The organism is Streptomyces sp. NTD107, assembly GCF_059510435.1.
The window spans coordinates 16,517-31,260 of record NZ_JCAJZV010000022.1; the positions used below are offsets into that span (position 1 = coordinate 16,517).

A 14,744-nucleotide genomic window follows, 5' to 3' on the forward strand; every position below is an offset into this window, starting at 1 on the left:
GCGGGTACGGATGAAGGTCAGCATCAGCGGCACCCGCAACGGCCAGCTATGGCCGGCGAAGGGCGGCACGATCGACCTGCCGGAGGCCGAGGCCGCCGCCCTGGTCGCGGTCGGCGCCGCCGAGCCCGAGCCCGAGCCGGACCCCAAGGGGGAGACGCCGGAGACGACGGAGACGCCGGAGGAGCAGGCCGGCGAGCCCGAGCAGGCGACGGCGCCGGACCGCGCGGAGAAGCGGCCCGCCCGCCGCGCCCGTACCGGATCGTGAGCCGCTACGCCACCGTCGCCGAGCTGCGCGCGGACCTGGGCATAGAGGAGTCCGACACCAGCCGCGATGCCGCGCTGTCCTCCGCGCTGGCGGCTGCGGAGGCCGGCATCGAGGCCGCGTGCGGCCGCCGGTTCTGGCTGGACCAGGACCCGGCGGCCCGGATCTTCACGACCTTCGGCCGGCTGGTGGTGGGCGACGGCATCGAGCGGATGCTGGTGGACGACATCGGCGACCAGGTGGTGGCCGTCGCCACCGGCCACAGCGGCGGGCCCTGGGAGGACCTGGACGTGGAGCTGTGGCCCCTGTCCGCGCTCTCCCGGGGCCGCCCGGTCACCTCCCTCGCCGGGCGGTGGCCGGGCGCCACCCGGATCCGGGTCACCACCCGGTGGGGTTGGCCGCAGGTTCCCGCCGACATCGCCCAGGCCACCCGGATCCAGGCCGCGCGGCTGTACCGGCGCAAGGACTCGCCGGAGGGGATCGCCGGCTCCGCGGAGTGGGGCGTGGTCCGCCTCAGCAGGCGTGACCCGGACGTGTGGACCCTGCTGGAGCCCTACATGCTCCCCGGCATAGCCTAGTTGAGCGACAACTTATGGAGCGTGCCGGCTGGGTGTTTCTCTACTTTCTCCCGAGTCTTGTCCCACACCCAGATTTCCGACTTCTTCCACAAATCGGGGAGATCGGTCAATTGTTCTGCATGGGGATTATCGCCAGGTTCGGGAATCGGCTCGCCCGTCGAGCGGTCTACCCAGGAGTCAATTTTCACAGAAGTGGGTCGCCAGTCCGGGCGCCCGATCAGAATTGCGCGGGCGCCACTGAGCCGAAATCCAGTATCGGAAGGATTTTTTACCGGGAGGCGCCACTCGCGTTCATGCATCCAAGTCGAACCGTTGCCCGTTCGCACTGCCCAGTGGCTGAGGCGCTTCGAAATGAACTGTGCCTGCACTTTCTCTGGCACGTAAGCCACCGTGCCGCCTCCAGCCTTGAGGACAGCAGCGCGATCAAACACTAGGCCCCATGGAGAGAACCGCCTAGTGCCGATCAGGTATGCGAGGTGCGCCGGTGTGCTTTCCGAAAAACAGGCGCACGCGAGACCTGATCTGAACTGTTCGAACGCCAAGAATTCTCCATTTTCAAGAATTCGATCCAGGCGCCGCTCGGGTGTCATTCTCAGTATTCTCTCGGGCACACTATCAGCATGGCCTCCATTTCGGCCGGTGAAGTGAAATAAATTGTCACTTTGGGCAGGCCCAATGGCCCCTAGGTCAAGCTCTTCCATTGTTTCACCTTTTCAGCTGGTAGCTGATTTTCGAACGTGCAAAGTTGCGTCCCCTGGGGCTGATGGGGCTGAAGTCTCCCGCGCCCCTTGGCACCCTGGCCGATTGTAGCGACATCAGGCGCCAAAAGATCAGAAAATAGCTGCGCGGGCAATTGGGGAACAATAGTGCGAATATCTGACGTGCGTGAGGCGCTTGCAACGGCGGCCTCTGCTGTCCAACTTCCTTCTGGCGTGCGGCGGCTGACCGCCACCGGCTACGTGCCGGACGCGATCACCGAACCGCATTTCTTCGTGGGTGAGTACACCCAGGAGTACGACAAGGCGATGGGCCGCGCCCTGGACGAGCTGGAGTTCACCTGTCGCGTGCTGGTCGGCCGTCAGGACGACAGGGCCGGCCAGCGGATCCTGGACGCCCTGTTGTCCGGCTCCGGCCCGGCCTCGCTGAAGGCGGCGATCGAGCGGGCCCGGGGCGGGCCCGGCGAGTACGCCCTGGGCGGCCTCGCCCACGATCTGCACGTCATGCGCGTCCAGGGATACCGCTGGTACGAACACGCCGGCGTCCAGTACGTCGGCGCGGAACTGGTCATCAAGGTCATAGGGGAGGGGTAGCCGTGAAGCTGATCCTCACGGACAGCCGAATCTTCGCCGCCGGCGTGGACCTGTCCGGCGCCGCCAACAAGGTGGAGCTGAGCGCGGAGGTCGAGGAGAAGGACGCCACGCACTTCCGCTCGCAGGGCTTCAAGGAACTGCTGGGCAGCATCACCTCCGGCACGGTCAGCGCGGAGGGCCACTGGTCCGCCGGCGATCCGGCCGCCGTGGACGATGCCACCTGGGCCCAGCTCGGAGGGCGCGGCCCGTGGACGGTGTGCCCGGAAGAGGCCACCGTGGGCGCCCTCGCCTACTCCACCGTCGCCCTGCGCACCTCCTACAAACTCGGGGCGACGGTAGGCGAGATCGCGCCCTGGTCGGCGGAGGCCGCGACGTCCGGCCCCGTCGTACGGGGAGCGATCGCCCACCCGCCCGGCATCGCGCGCAGCGGCACGGGCGCCGGCGAGCCGATCGAGATCGGCACCGTGCCCCAGCGCGGCCGCCTGGTAGCCGCCCTCCACGTCCTGTCCGCCTCCGGCACCGGCACCCTCGCCGTCACGGTGGAGACCGCCACCGTCGAGGACGGGTGGACCGAGCCGGACACCTCGCTGGTCTTCGACCCCGTGGCCGGCCCGGGCGGGCAGATGGTGTCCGTCACCGCGCCCACCGCCGGGCCCTGGGCCCGCCCCACCTGGACCGTAGACGGCTCCGGGTCATTCCTGTTCGTCCTGGCGCTGGCCGTCCAGTAGCCACTCCCCGAAGGGACCCACGATGCCCGCAATGGTGCTCCTCGCCGCCTACCTCTCCATCGACGGCCAGGACCTGAGCAAGCACACCAAGAAGGCCGAGATCAGCGTGGAGGTGGAGGAGAAGGACGTCACGACTTTCCGGAGCCAGGGCTGGAAGGAACTGCTGGGCGGCCTCAAATCCGGAGAGCTGAGCGTCGACTTCCTCCAGGACTTCGCGCCCGGCGAGCTGGACGCCACCCTGTGGCCGCTGCTTGGCAAGGTCATCCCGTTCACCGTCCGCGCGGATGAGGGCCCGGTGTCCGCCGAGAATCCCTCGTACAGCGGCAGCGTGCTGATCAAGGGGTGGCAGCCCATCACCGGGAGCGTTGGTGACGAGGCGACCGCTTCGCAGTCCTGGCCGACGTCGGGCGCGGTGACCCGCGCCGTCGCCTGATGGCCGACAACAGCGGGGCCCCGTTCGACCTGTCGGCGATGCCGGAGGGCCTGGACGCTCTGGGCCGCCGCCTCCGCGCGGAGGAAGACGGCAAGGCCCTACGGCGCGAACTGGCGAAGAACCTCCGCGAGGAGCTGAAGCCGGCGGCCGCGCTCGCCAAGAGCGGCATCATGGCGATGCCCTCCGCCGGCACCATGCCCACCTCCCCCGGACTCCGGGCCGAGATCGCAAAGAAGATCCGGCCCGAGGTCAAGCTGGGCGGCCGCTGGTCCGGCGCCCGGATCAAGGCCCGCAAGACGCGCGGCGTGCGCGGCTTCGCCAACGCGCCGAAACGCACCCAGTCCGCCAAGGGGTGGCGCCGCCGCGTGTTCGGCAGCTCCACGTGGGTCACCCAGCGCGGCCGCACGCTCTGGTTCGACCGCGCCCTACAAGGCCGCGAACGGCAGTACCAACAGGCGGTCCTCGCCGCCATGGAAGCGATGGCCCGGCGGATCGCGGGCCGATGAGATAGGAGCAACCGCCGTGTATCTGGTGTACCACCCCGAGGGCCAGGAAGAGCCCACCCGCTTCACGTACCTCCCGAAGAAGCTCCGGGCCGTCGATCGGGAGGAGCTGGAGCGCCGGACCGGCATGAACTTCGCCACCTTCACCAAGGAGGTGCTGGAGGGCAACTCCCTGTGCCGCCGGGCGTTGCTGTGGTTGTTCCTGCGGCGCCAGCATCCCCGCCTCCCCTTCGACGACGTGGACTTCGCATGGGATGAGCTGCGCCTGGAGTACAGCAAGGGCGAGCTGATCAAGATGCGGGAGAGCGCAGAGGCCACCGTGCCGGCCGCGCAGCGGGCGGCCACCCTCGCGCACTTCGATGAGGAGATCGCCGATGCCTTTGACGAGGCCGACGAGGGAAAAGCGAGTCTGCCGATCGCCGACTGAGGCATCTCGGCAACGCGGCCCACCTCCTGGGCGTGAGGCCGTGGGAGTGGGCCCTGCTCACCGTCGAAGAGGCCGATCACCTCCTGGACTGGCTGGACGCCTACGAGCAGCAGCAGAACGAGGCCGCAGAGAAGCTGAAGCGGTAGAGCTGGAAGGGGGTGCCCCTTGGCCAGCGACACCTCGCTCATCTTCAACATCGTTGCCAAGGACAAGGCCAGCCGGACCATCGGGCAGATCAAGGACAAGATCGGCGTCGCGGCGGCCGGCATCGGCGCTGCGATCGCCGGCGCGATCGGCGTGGGCCTGGTGGAGTCCCTGGACGTCGGCGCGGCGAACGCGAAGCTCGCGGCCCAGTTGGAGCTGGGCCCGGCCGAGGCCGCCGAGATGTCCAAGGTGTCCGCCGGGATTTACAAGGAGGTGTGGGGCGATTCTGCGGCTGAGGTGAACGCCGCGATCCGGAACGTCTACCTCACGATGGGCGACACGGCCCTGGCCGAGGAAGGGCTGGACGTCCTCACGGTCAAGGCCATGGCCCTGTCGGAGACGCTGGAGTACGACGTCACCGAAGCGTCCATGGCGGCCGGGAACATGCTCAAGAACGGCCTGGCGGACACCGGGACGGAAGCGATGGATCTGCTGGCGGCCGCCGGCGCGAAGCTCCCGCCCGCCCTGTCCGCCGAGATCCCGAGCCTGATCACCGAGTACGGGCAGTTCTTCAGCCAGCTGGGCGCGACCGGCCCGCAGATGATGGGCCTGCTGGCCGCCGCCGCGGAGTCCCCGACCTTCCAGCTGGACCGGCTGGGCGACACCGTCAAGGAGCTGACGCTGCGGCTGTCCGAGACAGAGGCCGTAGCGGAGCCCCTGGAAGAGCTGGGCCTGAACGTCGCGGACATCCAGGAGATGGTCAACACCGGCAAGGGAACGCAGGCGTTCGACGAGATCGCGTTCGCCCTGTCGGATGTGGCCGACCAGACCGAGCGCACCGCGCTGGTGACTTCCCTCATGGGCGGGCCGGGCGAGGACGCCCAGGCCGCGCTCCAGGGCCTGGCCGAGGCCGGCGGTTTTGCCGGCACGGAGATGAAGGACTTCGAGGGCACGGTGGACCAGATGGCCGCCACCCTGGAGTCCGACCCCTCCCGCGCCCTGGAGAAGTTCAAACGCTCCGTGATGACGGAGCTGACCGACGTCGGCGGACAGTTCGCGCGGTTCGCGATGGACAACCAGGGCGTGGTGAAGCCGCTCGCGATCACCCTCGGAGGTCTGGCCGCGGTCATCCTGGCCATCAAGGGCGCCATGGTGGTGGCAGCGGCCGCGAAGACGGCTTGGACGATGGCGGTCACCCTGGCGACGGTCGCCCAGTGGGCGTACAACGCCGCGCTGCTCGCCAACCCCATGACCTGGATCGTGATCGGGATCATGGCGCTGATCGCCGCCATCGTGCTCATCGCAACGAAAACCACCTGGTTCCAGGACGGTTGGCGGGCGGCGATGGACGCGATCGGCGCCGCCTGGGACTGGCTGTGGAACCTGCTGAGGCGCGGCTTCCAGTTCCTGACAGACCTGTTCATGAACTGGACCGGACCGGGCCTGTTCATCAAACACTTCGAAAAGATCAAGGCCGCCCCGGGGACGGCGATGCGCTGGGTGAAGGACAAGGTGCGCGACGGCATCAACTGGGTGCAGGACAAGATCCAGGAGCTGAAGGAGCTGCCGGGCAAGGTCACGGAGTGGCTGTCCGGGATCGGCAGCCGGATCGGCGACCCGTTCAAGGTCGGGTTCAAGGACGCGATCAACTGGATCATCGAGAAGTGGAACAACCTGTCGTTCACGATCCCCTCGGTGAAGGTCGCGGGGGTGACGGTGTTCGGCGGCGCGACGATCTCCACGCCGAACATCCCCTACCTGGCGAAGGGCGGGGTGATCGAGCAGGCCGGCATGGCGGTGGTCGGTGAAGCCGGGCCCGAGCTGGTGCACCTCTCTCAGGGCGCGCAGGTGACTCCACTCTCGCGCGCCGGCACGGGCGGCGGGACGGTACGGCTCCAGATCGACATCACCGGCGGGGACGAAGAGCTTCGCCGCCGGATCCGCCGCATGGTCCGCGTGGACGGCCGTGGCGACGTCCAGGTCGCGTTCGGCCGCACATAGGAAGGGGAGGCGCTGTGGCATTTCCCGAGAGCCCGTTGCCGCTCGTTGTCGAGGCGCAGATCGGTGCCGGTGGATCCTATGTGGACATCACCGAGCATGTGCTGAGCCGGGATCTGATCCGCATCAGCCGCGGCCGCGGGGATGAGGCCGGCGCCGTGGACCCCAGCCGGGCGACGCTGACGCTGAACAACCGCGATGGCCGATACTCGCCGCGCAACCCGTTGGGCCCCTACTACGGGCAGCTGGGACGGAATACGCGGATCGGCATCTGGGTGCGCGGTGAAGGGGATCGGTACTTTCGCCCGACCGGCAGTGGGGGCCGGTGCGAGGTGGCCAGCAGCCAGGCCCTGGACATCAGCGCGGACCTGGATGTGGCGGTGGAGCTGTCGTTGTGGCGCATCCCCACGCAGACAGGCGCGTTCGCCAGCCAGGTGCAGGAGATCGCCGGCCGGTACCAGCTCACCGGCGACCAGCGGTCGTGGCGGCTGCTGATCGACGCCTCTGGCCGGCCGGTGCTTGGCTGGTCGCCGAACGGCGTCACCTTGCTGGATGCGCTGGGGACGGCGGCGCTGCCGGTGCGGCCGGAGGAGCGGTTCGCTCTGCGTGCCACGATCGAGGTGAACAACGGGGCCGGCGGATGGACCGTCCGCTACTACACCGCCCCGAGTATTGATGTCGCCGAGGTGAGCGGGTGGCGGCCGCTGGGCGAACCGGTCACCGGCACCGGCCCCACCTCCATCCACAACGCCCCGGCGCCGTTGCAGGTCGGAGACATCACCACCCTCGGCTTCGCGCCCGGGTACGGCCTCTACTACCGCGCGCAGCTCCGGCGCGGGATCGGCGGACCGCTGCTCGCTGACCTGGATACCCGCCAACTGTCCATCGGGGCCACTACGTGGACGGATAGCGTAGGCCGGGTGTGGGTGCGGTGGACTCCCAGCGCCGTGGCCGACTTTCATCCTCGGATGTTGGGCGAGGTCGTGGCGTGGCCGACGCGCTGGGACGTCTCCGGGCGGGATGTGTGGACCCCGGTCGAAGTCGCGGGGCAGCTGCGGCGTCTGGGTGCGGCCGGCGCTAAACCCCTCCAGTCCGCCATGAGGCGTCTCATCCCTACCTCGCCGGCGCTGCGAGCGTATTGGCCAATGGAGGACGGTTCTGACTCGACGTCGGCGGCCTCGGGGCTGGTCGGCGGCCGCGCCGCGAGCACCACGGGCCTGGAGTTCGGCGCCTCGTCCGATCTCGTGTCGTCCGCGCCGCTGCCGGTCATTGGCCGGGACGGCGGCTCGATGCGGGTGGCACTGCCCAGCATTGGCCCGAGCCCGAACGGCTGGAGAGCCGAGATTGTCTACTACCTCGACAGGATGCCGGGCACGCAGCCAGCTTTGTACGAGATGCTCGATCTGGAAACTGCCGGCGGCGGGATCGCGCGCATAACCGCACTCATGGGCCCGGGCCTGGCCGGCACCGGAGAGCTGCGGATCGTCGCGTATGACGCAGACGGGGCTATCCGGTACACCTACTGGATCGCCGGGGATCCGACCATCCCGGTCGCGCACTCCGGATGGACCCGCATGCGCATCGCATGCGTCCCGATCACGGGGGGATACGCATACCGGCTGTGGTGGACTCCCATCGGCCGCAATGAATCCTGGTATCTGTGGATAGAGGCACCGCAGATGACCGTGCCCACCCGTATCAACACCCGCTGGCCCAGTGCCCTGGCGGGCATGCCGGTGGGTCACATCACCTACGTTGCGGATCACGCGGTATCGCCGTACGGCGACGGGTCGGGAGCCGCCGATGACGCGTACCGGGGCGAGCGGGCGGTAGGCCGGGTGCGGCGCCTCGCCCAGGAGGAACGGCTGCTGCTCGCGTCGGCCAGCCTCCTTGCCGATTCCGCGCGGGTGGGCCCGCAGCGGATCGACACCGTGCTCGGTCTGGTGCGAGAGACCGCCGAGGCGGACGGTGGCCTGCTGTACGAGCTGCGGTACGTCCGAGGTCTGCACTACATCCCGCGCTGGCTGCGGTACGACCGCCCGCCCGACCTGGTCCTGGACTACGCCGCCGGCCACATCGCGGAACCCCTGGAGCCGCAACCCGATGACTTCGACGTCATCAACGACCTGGAGGTGAGCCGACCCGGCGGCGGCCGCGGCCGCGCAGTCCAGGACGAAGGCCCGCTAAACACCGCCGAACCACCCGCCGGAATCGGCCGGTACGACGCGACCACCGAGCGGAACCTGTACGAGGACGCCCAACTGGAGCCAGCCGCTTCCTGGTCCGTGCACCAGGCCACCCGCCCCGAGGACCGCTGGCCCACCGTCCGGATCGACATGGCCGCCCCTGGCATCACGCCGGCGGACCGCCAGGCGATCCTGGACCGGCTGGACGTCGGCGCGGTGGTGCGCATCGTCGGCACCCCGCCGTGGGTGGCACCCGGCCCCGTGGACCTGGTGGTGGAGGGCTACACGGAGGAGATCGGGCACCCCAACACCTGGGACCTCATCCTCAACTGCTCGCCCGCCTCGCGCTGGCGTACGGCCCAGGTCGCCCCGGAGACGCCGGGGGACGAGACGGCGCCGGTGCACGTGGACACCGACGGCAGCCAACTGGCCGCCGACGCTGGCCCCGACGACACCGTGCTGTCCGTGCTCTCCACCATCGGCCCCTCATGGTCCACCGACCCCACCGACCCACCGTTCGACATCGCGGTGGGCGGCGAACGGATCACGGTGACCGCGGTCGGCGCCCCGGGCGCTGGGGTGTGGGCGGGGGCCGGCGACCGCCACGAGGTGCAGGACGCCCTGACCGCCACGGCCCCCTCCGTGGAGGGCCCCGGCCTGCTGATCTGCTGCTGGGCCGGTTTCGGGCAGGCCGCCAACACCTACACGCTCCCTGCCGGGATGACGTCCGGACCGCGCATGGCCGGGCACTATGCCAGCACCATCACGGGGTGGCAGACGATCGGCGCCGGCCCGTCCGGCACCCGTACGGCCATGGTCGCTCCCGAGCCTGACGCGTGGTCCGCGCTATCGGTACGGGCCGCCGGCGGCACGGTGGCCGGCCATTGGTCAGCCAGCGAGTTCTCAGCCACCGCCACCATCACCACCACCACAGCCGCCACCGACCAGTGGCTGCTCGCGATCACCGGCTGGGACTGGGACCCGAGCGGCCTCATGCCCGCACCCACCGCCGGCGCTTGGTCCCTCATCGCCGAATCGGGCGGCGCGAGCAGCAGCACCAGCCGGCTGCGCGCGTGGGCGCGGCAGGTCACCACCAACGGACCGCAGACCATCACCCTGGCCCCCGCGAGCAACATATTCGACATCCATTTGCGGGTGTTCCTGCTGAGCGGCGTACCGGCCGGCGCCGCACAGCCGTTCACAGTCACCCGCGCCATCAACGGCATCCGCAAGAGCCACCTGGCCGGGGCCGACGTGCGCCTGGCCGATCCCATGATCGTCGGACTCTGAGGAGGATCACCATGCCCTACGCCTGGCGCCCCGGCATGCGCGTCACCGCCGAGCGGCTGCGCGGCGGCACCCTGTGCGGCTCCGTCACCCTCATCCCCACCACCCCCGGCACCAGCGGCCTCTACAACGGCACGTACTACATCGGCCAGCTCACCGTCAGCTTCCCGGCCGGCTTCTTCACGTCGGCGCCGGTCATCACCGCCACCGCGCGCACGAGCGTGCCCGGCATCTTCATCGACTGCACCTACACCGCAGTCAGTGTCAACGGCGTCACCCTGTGCATCGCCCGCGGCAATACCACTTCAACGATCGTCGATTGGGTGGCTGAACAGCCCCTGTAGGAGGCACCAATGGAACTCATACGACGGAGCGCCTGGGGGGCGCCGGCGACATCGCCGGCGCCCTCTCTGCTGTCCGCCGCCGGCGTGACGGTGCACTGGCTGGGCGCGGCCTGGACGCCCGGAGCGCACAGCGCGTGCCTGTCCACGGTGGCCGGCATCCGGCGGAAGCACCTCGCCGACGCGGTCGAGGGCTACGTGGACATCGCCTACAACCTCATCTGTTGCCCGCACGGCCGGGTGATCGAGGGCCGCGGGCTCCAGCGCCGGCCCGGCGCGAACGGCGACCGGGCCCTGAACACGAGGTCGTTCGCGGTGCTGGCGCTGCTCGGCACCAAGGGTGGGCCGGGTGAGCAACTGCTCCAGGCCCTGGCGGACGCCCGGGCGCTGCTCCGCAGCAACGGGGGCGGCGCGAAGCTCTGGGGACACTCGGACGGTATCGCCACCGCGTGCCCGGGGCCGCAGCTGCTGGCGTGGGTGCGCGCAGGCGGGCCCCGGCCGGGCAGCTCCGGCGGCGGTGGCGATACGCACACGGTGGTGCGGGGCGACACGCTCTACGCCATCGCCGCCCGGTACGGCGTCACCGTCGCGCAGATCACCGCAGCGAACGGCATCCGGGACGCCGGCGTCATCAGCATCGGGCAGCGCCTCACCATCCCGGGGCGCCGTACGTACACCGTTCGGCCCGGGGACTCCCTGTCCGCAATCGCCCAGCGGTACGCCAGCGTCACGTGGCAGCAGATCGCCGCCGCCAACGGGATCCGCAGCCCGTACACCATCCACCCCGGCGACACGCTCACCATCCCGACCCCGTAGGAGGCCACCGTGAACAACCCCTTCGTGTCGATCGTTCGCACGCTGGTCCCGGTGGGCATCGGCCTGGCCGCCACGCTCGGACTGCCCATAACGGGCGAGCAGTCCGCCGCCCTGGTGCTCGCCGCGATCACCGCAGCCTGGTACGGGCTGGCGCGCGGCCTGGAGGTGACCGGCGTACGGCTGGCCTGGCGGTGGCTGACGCTGGCCGGCGGGGCGATGCTCGGCTGGGCCCGCCAGCCGGCATACGCGCCGCCCCGGCTGATCGCCGAGCTTGCGAAGTACCGGCTCCAGGACGGCAGATGACCCCGCCGGAATCCTCTGCCGTCGCCGCAGAACTGGAGCGACTGCGCGAGGCGCTCAATGGATTCGGGCGCGATGTCGGGGAGATCAAGACCGCCTGCGCCGTCCTGGTCGAACGCTCCACCCGCACCGAGCAAGACGTGAGGGACCTCCGCAAGGACGTCGAACACGAACTTCGAGACGTCCGGTCCGAACTGGAAACGCTGAAGCGGGGCCGATGGCCGCTCCCCTCCATCGCCGCCATCACCGGCATCGCCGGCGCCGCCTCCGGCCTCATCGCTCTGCTCCGCTGAAGAACCCCCCGAGGCGCCATGCCTCGGGGGGTTCTTCACCATGTCCGAGGCGGTCATGGTCAGGTGGGGCCGACGGTGCCCCTCATGCCGTCACGCTGCCGTGGGCAGGGCTGGTCCGCTACTCTGACCGTGACAGTCCCCGGCGGCCCCGACGCCCCGGGGGCTTCGTCATGCCGCCTTCGCCGCCGCAATCTCGGTGGCCTGGTCGAGGAGCTGGCGCACGGCTCGCGCACTTCGATGCGGTCGTACGGCTTCGCGCATCTCCCGAAGGTGCTTGTCTCCCCTCCCGGTGCTGATTTGCTGGTAGTAGTCGAGGTATCGCGACCAACTGGTGCACGCCGCATCGAGGTGCCCGTGCCGTAGCTGACGCTTGGCCAGTACGGCGTACGCGTGCATCCGTCCCTGTCGCTCCTGCGGATGTTGAACACGGATGGATTCCTCAACTGCGCGAATGCTGCCGGGGAGATCCCGCAGCGACTCGCGGACCTGACCAACATGGAAGAGGAACGCGGTGCGGTCGTACCCACCGATGCTTTCGCGTCGGTCGTCGGCGCGACCGAGCGCAACCTCTGCTTCGGCCAGGCGGTCCAGGGCCTGCCGCCGGTCGCCGGTCATCGCTGCCGCATGCGCCTGCTGACCGCGGAGGAACGCGGTCAGTCGGGGGCCGGCGACCGGCGCGGCCGCAGCGGCGGAGTCTGCCAAGGTGAGCGCCAGTTGCCCGTGATGGAGGCTGGTTGCCTGTAGGGACATGCCGCGCAGGGTCCGGCAGTACGTCACGTGGTCTTCGGCAGCGCCGGCGAGTTCCAGTGCCTTGACGTAGTACCGCTGCCCGAGGCTGTGGGCGTCGCCGTACATCGCCATCCACCCGGTGAGATAGACGAGATCGGCGGCGGCGGCACGCATCGCCCGGCGCGTCTCTTCTGGCGCTTCCGCATGCAGGTAAGGGCCAACCGTGTTCGCCAGGAAGGCCGCGGCCATCGGCCTGGCGTGCCCCTCCCCCAGTTCGTCCAGGATGTTGGCGATGTGGTCCGTCATCAGCCGGACGGTCTCGACTTCGGCTGATCCGATGCGGCTGGTACGGCCGGTGCTGATCGCGCCCGACCGGGCCGCCAGCTCGGAGAACGTGGGGACTTCAAGGGCTGCCTCGTACAGCCCGGCGGCGAAGGTGGCCCGCCGGCCCGGGTCCATGTCAGCTGTCCCTATGTCGATCAGCTCCTCAGCGAGGCCACCGCGAGCGGGCGTATCCGCCGCGGGGAAGCCGGCTTCGGCGGCGGTTACCGGCCGCCGAAGCCGTCTCGCCAGAGCCTCGCAGATCAGCGGGCGCACGGACTCGCGCGGCATGGTGCCGGCGATCCAGTGGGACACGGCTGACTGGTCGTAGGTGAGCTGGTGTCCGTGTTCCCGGGCGACTCTGATCACGGCGCGGGCCAGTTGAGTGCGCGTCCATCGCGCCTGGTCAATGAGGTCAGCGAGCCTCGAATTGGGCACGCGAGTGCGTCTGGCCATGTCGACTCCCGACAGTGTTCATGGCGTTCACGGTCTCTCCGTGTCTCCACGGTATCGCCGTGGGTGGCCAAATCGGTTAACTCGGTGATTCCCGATGCCGAGGAGCTGCTATGCCGAAGCCGATCAACTGGGCGCTCTCGCGACCGAACTTGACCGATGCCAAGCGCGCAGAAGCCAGCCCGCATCCCTCGGCGGACGGCGTGAGCGGCTGGTGCGGGATCGGCGCACAGCGCTGTGGGGACGTCCCGCACGAACGGCTGGTCGCCGTCGCCGCGTTGGAGGACGGAGTGGTATTCGCCTGCCTGGGCTGCGTACTGGAGTTCGAGCTGCTGCCGCTGGATGAACATCCGCCCGGGGCACAGGGGATCATGCACCAGTCGGAGGTCGGGCGATGACGGCGCAGCGGGAGCCCTTCAGCGCCTGCATCTGCCGATACCGGGCCTTGTGCACGGTGGCATGGCGGTGTGTTGAAGAGCTGGCTGGCAGCACCGGGCGGACGGCGTGATCAACGAGCTGGTGAACGCATACGGCGATCCCCGACCCATCACCGGCGTCTGCCAGGCCGCTGGCGATGGCACGGGGCCCGGGTGGTGGCACTGGACATGCCAGGGGCCCAGCGGACTGGAGACACCGCGCTACCTCCGGTCGGATTGCGCCTGCTTCTGCCACACCCCGGCCGGTCAGGCGAGGCTTCCCGAGGTTCCGCTCAAGTATCTCCCCCAGGTGCCCCGGAACCGCCGACCAGCTGCCAAGGCGGCCCGTGCTGAAGCCGCTTGATGGCGCCCCGTCAGCGTCGAGTACCTCATCAGCTCTCCGGTCATGCCGGTTACGGGTGGTGGCATACCGGCATCTGTTTCGCCTGCCACCGGACAGCAGAGGTCACCTGGGCCGGGCCGCCCACCGGCGGTGGCCCCTACGTACCTCGTCTAGCGTGCGGCGACTGCCTATCGGTCGCCCGCACCGGACCCGCCTCGGACTCGGGAGGGCAAGCTCATGGCACACAGCGGTGAGCGAAGCAGCCGTTCATGGCTGGACCGGCTGCTCGTGACGGGTGGATGCTGCATGGCGGTCATCTACCCGTTGGTGCTGATCGCTTCGTGCACGGTGGACGCGGTGAGGAGATAGCAATGGGCCGGGTGCCTCCGGTGAGCTTCGAAGGCACCCGGCCCCAGTGGGGTGGTGGCTCTGATCAGCTGGCCCATCCGCTGGGGACAAGGAGGGGATGGTTGGGGTCGCCACCTGGGGTGAGGGTGGTCTTCCAGGTGCTCATGGTCGGCCGGCCGGCGTCCACCCAGGCACTGATCCGGCCCATGACCTGAGCTGCCAGGGCGGTGGCCCCTGGGGTGGCGTAAACGCCAGTGGGCTGTACGTACACGGCGGTGGAGCGGTCTTCAACGATCGCGCAGCCGGTGTAGTCGGTTCCCTCGGCGCCGGCACAGGTGGTGCGCGGGTCGCGAGCCGCCAGATACATCCACAGATCGACATAAGAGCTGTGGCTCAGGCCAGCGGGGAAAGCGTCGGGTTGATTGGCGTTCGGGTCGGGCGCGTGGAGCGGTTTGCCGGCCGTAGCAGGCGAAGGGGTGGCGCCGGCGTACAGCGGGCCGCGCGCGGCCATGAAGTCGGCCAGGGTCA

At 69.6% G+C, this 14,744-nt stretch carries 17 protein-coding genes; 14 read left to right on the plus strand and 3 right to left on the minus strand.

Going from position 1 to position 14,744, the window contains the following annotated elements:
- The first annotated feature begins 10 nt into the window (after positions 1-10).
- The gene (locus tag AC5WRL_RS27255; RefSeq protein WP_496091341.1) at positions 11-265 is read left to right on the plus strand and encodes a hypothetical protein; all 255 of its coding nucleotides are present in this window, start codon (positions 11-13) and stop codon (positions 263-265) included.
- A complete protein-coding gene (locus AC5WRL_RS27260; protein WP_496091342.1) occupies positions 262-840 on the plus strand; it encodes a phage gp6-like head-tail connector protein in 579 nt (192 codons plus the stop codon). The genes AC5WRL_RS27255 and AC5WRL_RS27260 overlap by 4 nt, the downstream gene beginning before the upstream one ends.
- Here the strand turns inward: AC5WRL_RS27260 and AC5WRL_RS27265 are convergent.
- Positions 837-1,541, minus strand: a complete 705-nt coding sequence (locus AC5WRL_RS27265) for a hypothetical protein (protein ID WP_496091343.1) — start codon at positions 1,539-1,541, stop codon at positions 837-839. The genes AC5WRL_RS27260 and AC5WRL_RS27265 overlap by 4 nt on opposite strands.
- Positions 1,542-1,772: 231 nt before the next feature.
- On the opposite strand from AC5WRL_RS27265, the gene AC5WRL_RS27270 reads away from it, so the two are divergent.
- From AC5WRL_RS27270 to AC5WRL_RS27320, 11 genes are all read left to right on the plus strand, one after another.
- Positions 1,773-2,150: a hypothetical protein gene (locus AC5WRL_RS27270; protein WP_496091344.1), complete on the plus strand. Its 378-nt coding sequence runs from the start codon at positions 1,773-1,775 to the stop codon at positions 2,148-2,150.
- Between the two features lie 2 nt (positions 2,151-2,152).
- Entirely contained in the window at positions 2,153-2,878 is a 726-nt protein-coding gene (locus tag AC5WRL_RS27275; RefSeq protein ID WP_496091345.1) for a hypothetical protein, read from the plus strand.
- A gap of 31 nt (positions 2,879-2,909) precedes the next feature.
- Positions 2,910-3,311 carry a phage tail protein gene (locus AC5WRL_RS27280; protein WP_496091346.1) on the plus strand — a complete coding sequence of 134 codons (402 nt, stop codon included), beginning with the start codon at positions 2,910-2,912 and terminating at the stop codon, positions 3,309-3,311.
- Positions 3,311-3,817 (plus strand): hypothetical protein, encoded by a 507-nt coding sequence (locus AC5WRL_RS27285; protein WP_496091347.1) that lies wholly within the window; start codon positions 3,311-3,313, stop codon positions 3,815-3,817. The genes AC5WRL_RS27280 and AC5WRL_RS27285 overlap by 1 nt, the downstream gene beginning before the upstream one ends.
- A gap of 16 nt (positions 3,818-3,833) precedes the next feature.
- The gene (locus AC5WRL_RS27290; protein ID WP_496091348.1) at positions 3,834-4,241 is read left to right on the plus strand and encodes a hypothetical protein; all 408 of its coding nucleotides are present in this window, start codon (positions 3,834-3,836) and stop codon (positions 4,239-4,241) included.
- A 165-nt stretch (positions 4,242-4,406) separates the two neighbouring features.
- A complete protein-coding gene (locus tag AC5WRL_RS27295) occupies positions 4,407-6,386 on the plus strand; it encodes a phage tail tape measure protein (RefSeq protein WP_496091349.1) in 1,980 nt (659 codons plus the stop codon).
- Positions 6,387-6,400: 14 nt separating this feature from the next.
- Positions 6,401-9,859: a hypothetical protein gene (locus AC5WRL_RS27300; RefSeq protein ID WP_496091350.1), complete on the plus strand. Its 3,459-nt coding sequence runs from the start codon at positions 6,401-6,403 to the stop codon at positions 9,857-9,859.
- Between the two features lie 11 nt (positions 9,860-9,870).
- A complete protein-coding gene (locus AC5WRL_RS27305; protein WP_496091351.1) occupies positions 9,871-10,200 on the plus strand; it encodes a hypothetical protein in 330 nt (109 codons plus the stop codon).
- Between the two features lie 9 nt (positions 10,201-10,209).
- On the plus strand, positions 10,210-11,013 hold the full coding sequence (locus AC5WRL_RS27310) for a LysM peptidoglycan-binding domain-containing protein (RefSeq protein ID WP_496091352.1): 804 nt from the start codon (positions 10,210-10,212) through the stop codon (positions 11,011-11,013).
- Between the two features lie 9 nt (positions 11,014-11,022).
- Positions 11,023-11,316 carry a hypothetical protein gene (locus AC5WRL_RS27315; protein WP_496091353.1) on the plus strand — a complete coding sequence of 98 codons (294 nt, stop codon included), beginning with the start codon at positions 11,023-11,025 and terminating at the stop codon, positions 11,314-11,316.
- On the plus strand, positions 11,313-11,606 hold the full coding sequence (locus tag AC5WRL_RS27320; RefSeq protein WP_496091354.1) for a hypothetical protein: 294 nt from the start codon (positions 11,313-11,315) through the stop codon (positions 11,604-11,606). Before AC5WRL_RS27315 ends, AC5WRL_RS27320 begins: the two co-directional genes overlap by 4 nt.
- A gap of 168 nt (positions 11,607-11,774) precedes the next feature.
- On the opposite strand, the gene AC5WRL_RS27325 is transcribed toward AC5WRL_RS27320, so the two are convergent.
- Positions 11,775-13,112, minus strand: a complete 1,338-nt coding sequence (locus AC5WRL_RS27325; protein WP_496091355.1) for an NsdA family TPR-like regulatory protein — start codon at positions 13,110-13,112, stop codon at positions 11,775-11,777.
- Between the two features lie 110 nt (positions 13,113-13,222).
- Here AC5WRL_RS27325 and AC5WRL_RS27330 point away from each other — a divergent pair, with 110 nt between their 5' ends.
- On the plus strand, positions 13,223-13,507 hold the full coding sequence (locus tag AC5WRL_RS27330; protein WP_496091356.1) for a hypothetical protein: 285 nt from the start codon (positions 13,223-13,225) through the stop codon (positions 13,505-13,507).
- Between the two features lie 794 nt (positions 13,508-14,301).
- Here the strand turns inward: AC5WRL_RS27330 and AC5WRL_RS27335 are convergent.
- A partial coding sequence (locus AC5WRL_RS27335; protein ID WP_496091357.1) for a hypothetical protein occupies positions 14,302-14,744 on the minus strand: 443 nt, incomplete at its 5' end.

What these genes read in the sequence shown, in the direction of transcription:
- AC5WRL_RS27310 (WP_496091352.1), top strand. Translation starts at nt 10,210, where the DNA reads ATGGAACTCATACGACGGAGCGCCTGGGGGGCGCCGGCGACATCGCCG.
- AC5WRL_RS27265 (WP_496091343.1), bottom strand. Translation starts at nt 1,541, where the DNA reads ATGGAAGAGCTTGACCTAGGGGCCATTGGGCCTGCCCAAAGTGACAAT.
- AC5WRL_RS27280 (WP_496091346.1), top strand. Translation starts at nt 2,910, where the DNA reads ATGGTGCTCCTCGCCGCCTACCTCTCCATCGACGGCCAGGACCTGAGC.
- AC5WRL_RS27305 (WP_496091351.1), top strand. Translation starts at nt 9,871, where the DNA reads ATGCCCTACGCCTGGCGCCCCGGCATGCGCGTCACCGCCGAGCGGCTG.
- AC5WRL_RS27255 (WP_496091341.1), top strand. Translation starts at nt 11, where the DNA reads ATGAAGGTCAGCATCAGCGGCACCCGCAACGGCCAGCTATGGCCGGCG.
- AC5WRL_RS27320 (WP_496091354.1), top strand. Translation starts at nt 11,313, where the DNA reads ATGACCCCGCCGGAATCCTCTGCCGTCGCCGCAGAACTGGAGCGACTG.
- AC5WRL_RS27285 (WP_496091347.1), top strand. Translation starts at nt 3,311, where the DNA reads ATGGCCGACAACAGCGGGGCCCCGTTCGACCTGTCGGCGATGCCGGAG.
- AC5WRL_RS27330 (WP_496091356.1), top strand. Translation starts at nt 13,223, where the DNA reads ATGCCGAAGCCGATCAACTGGGCGCTCTCGCGACCGAACTTGACCGAT.
- AC5WRL_RS27325 (WP_496091355.1), bottom strand. Translation starts at nt 13,112, where the DNA reads ATGGCCAGACGCACTCGCGTGCCCAATTCGAGGCTCGCTGACCTCATT.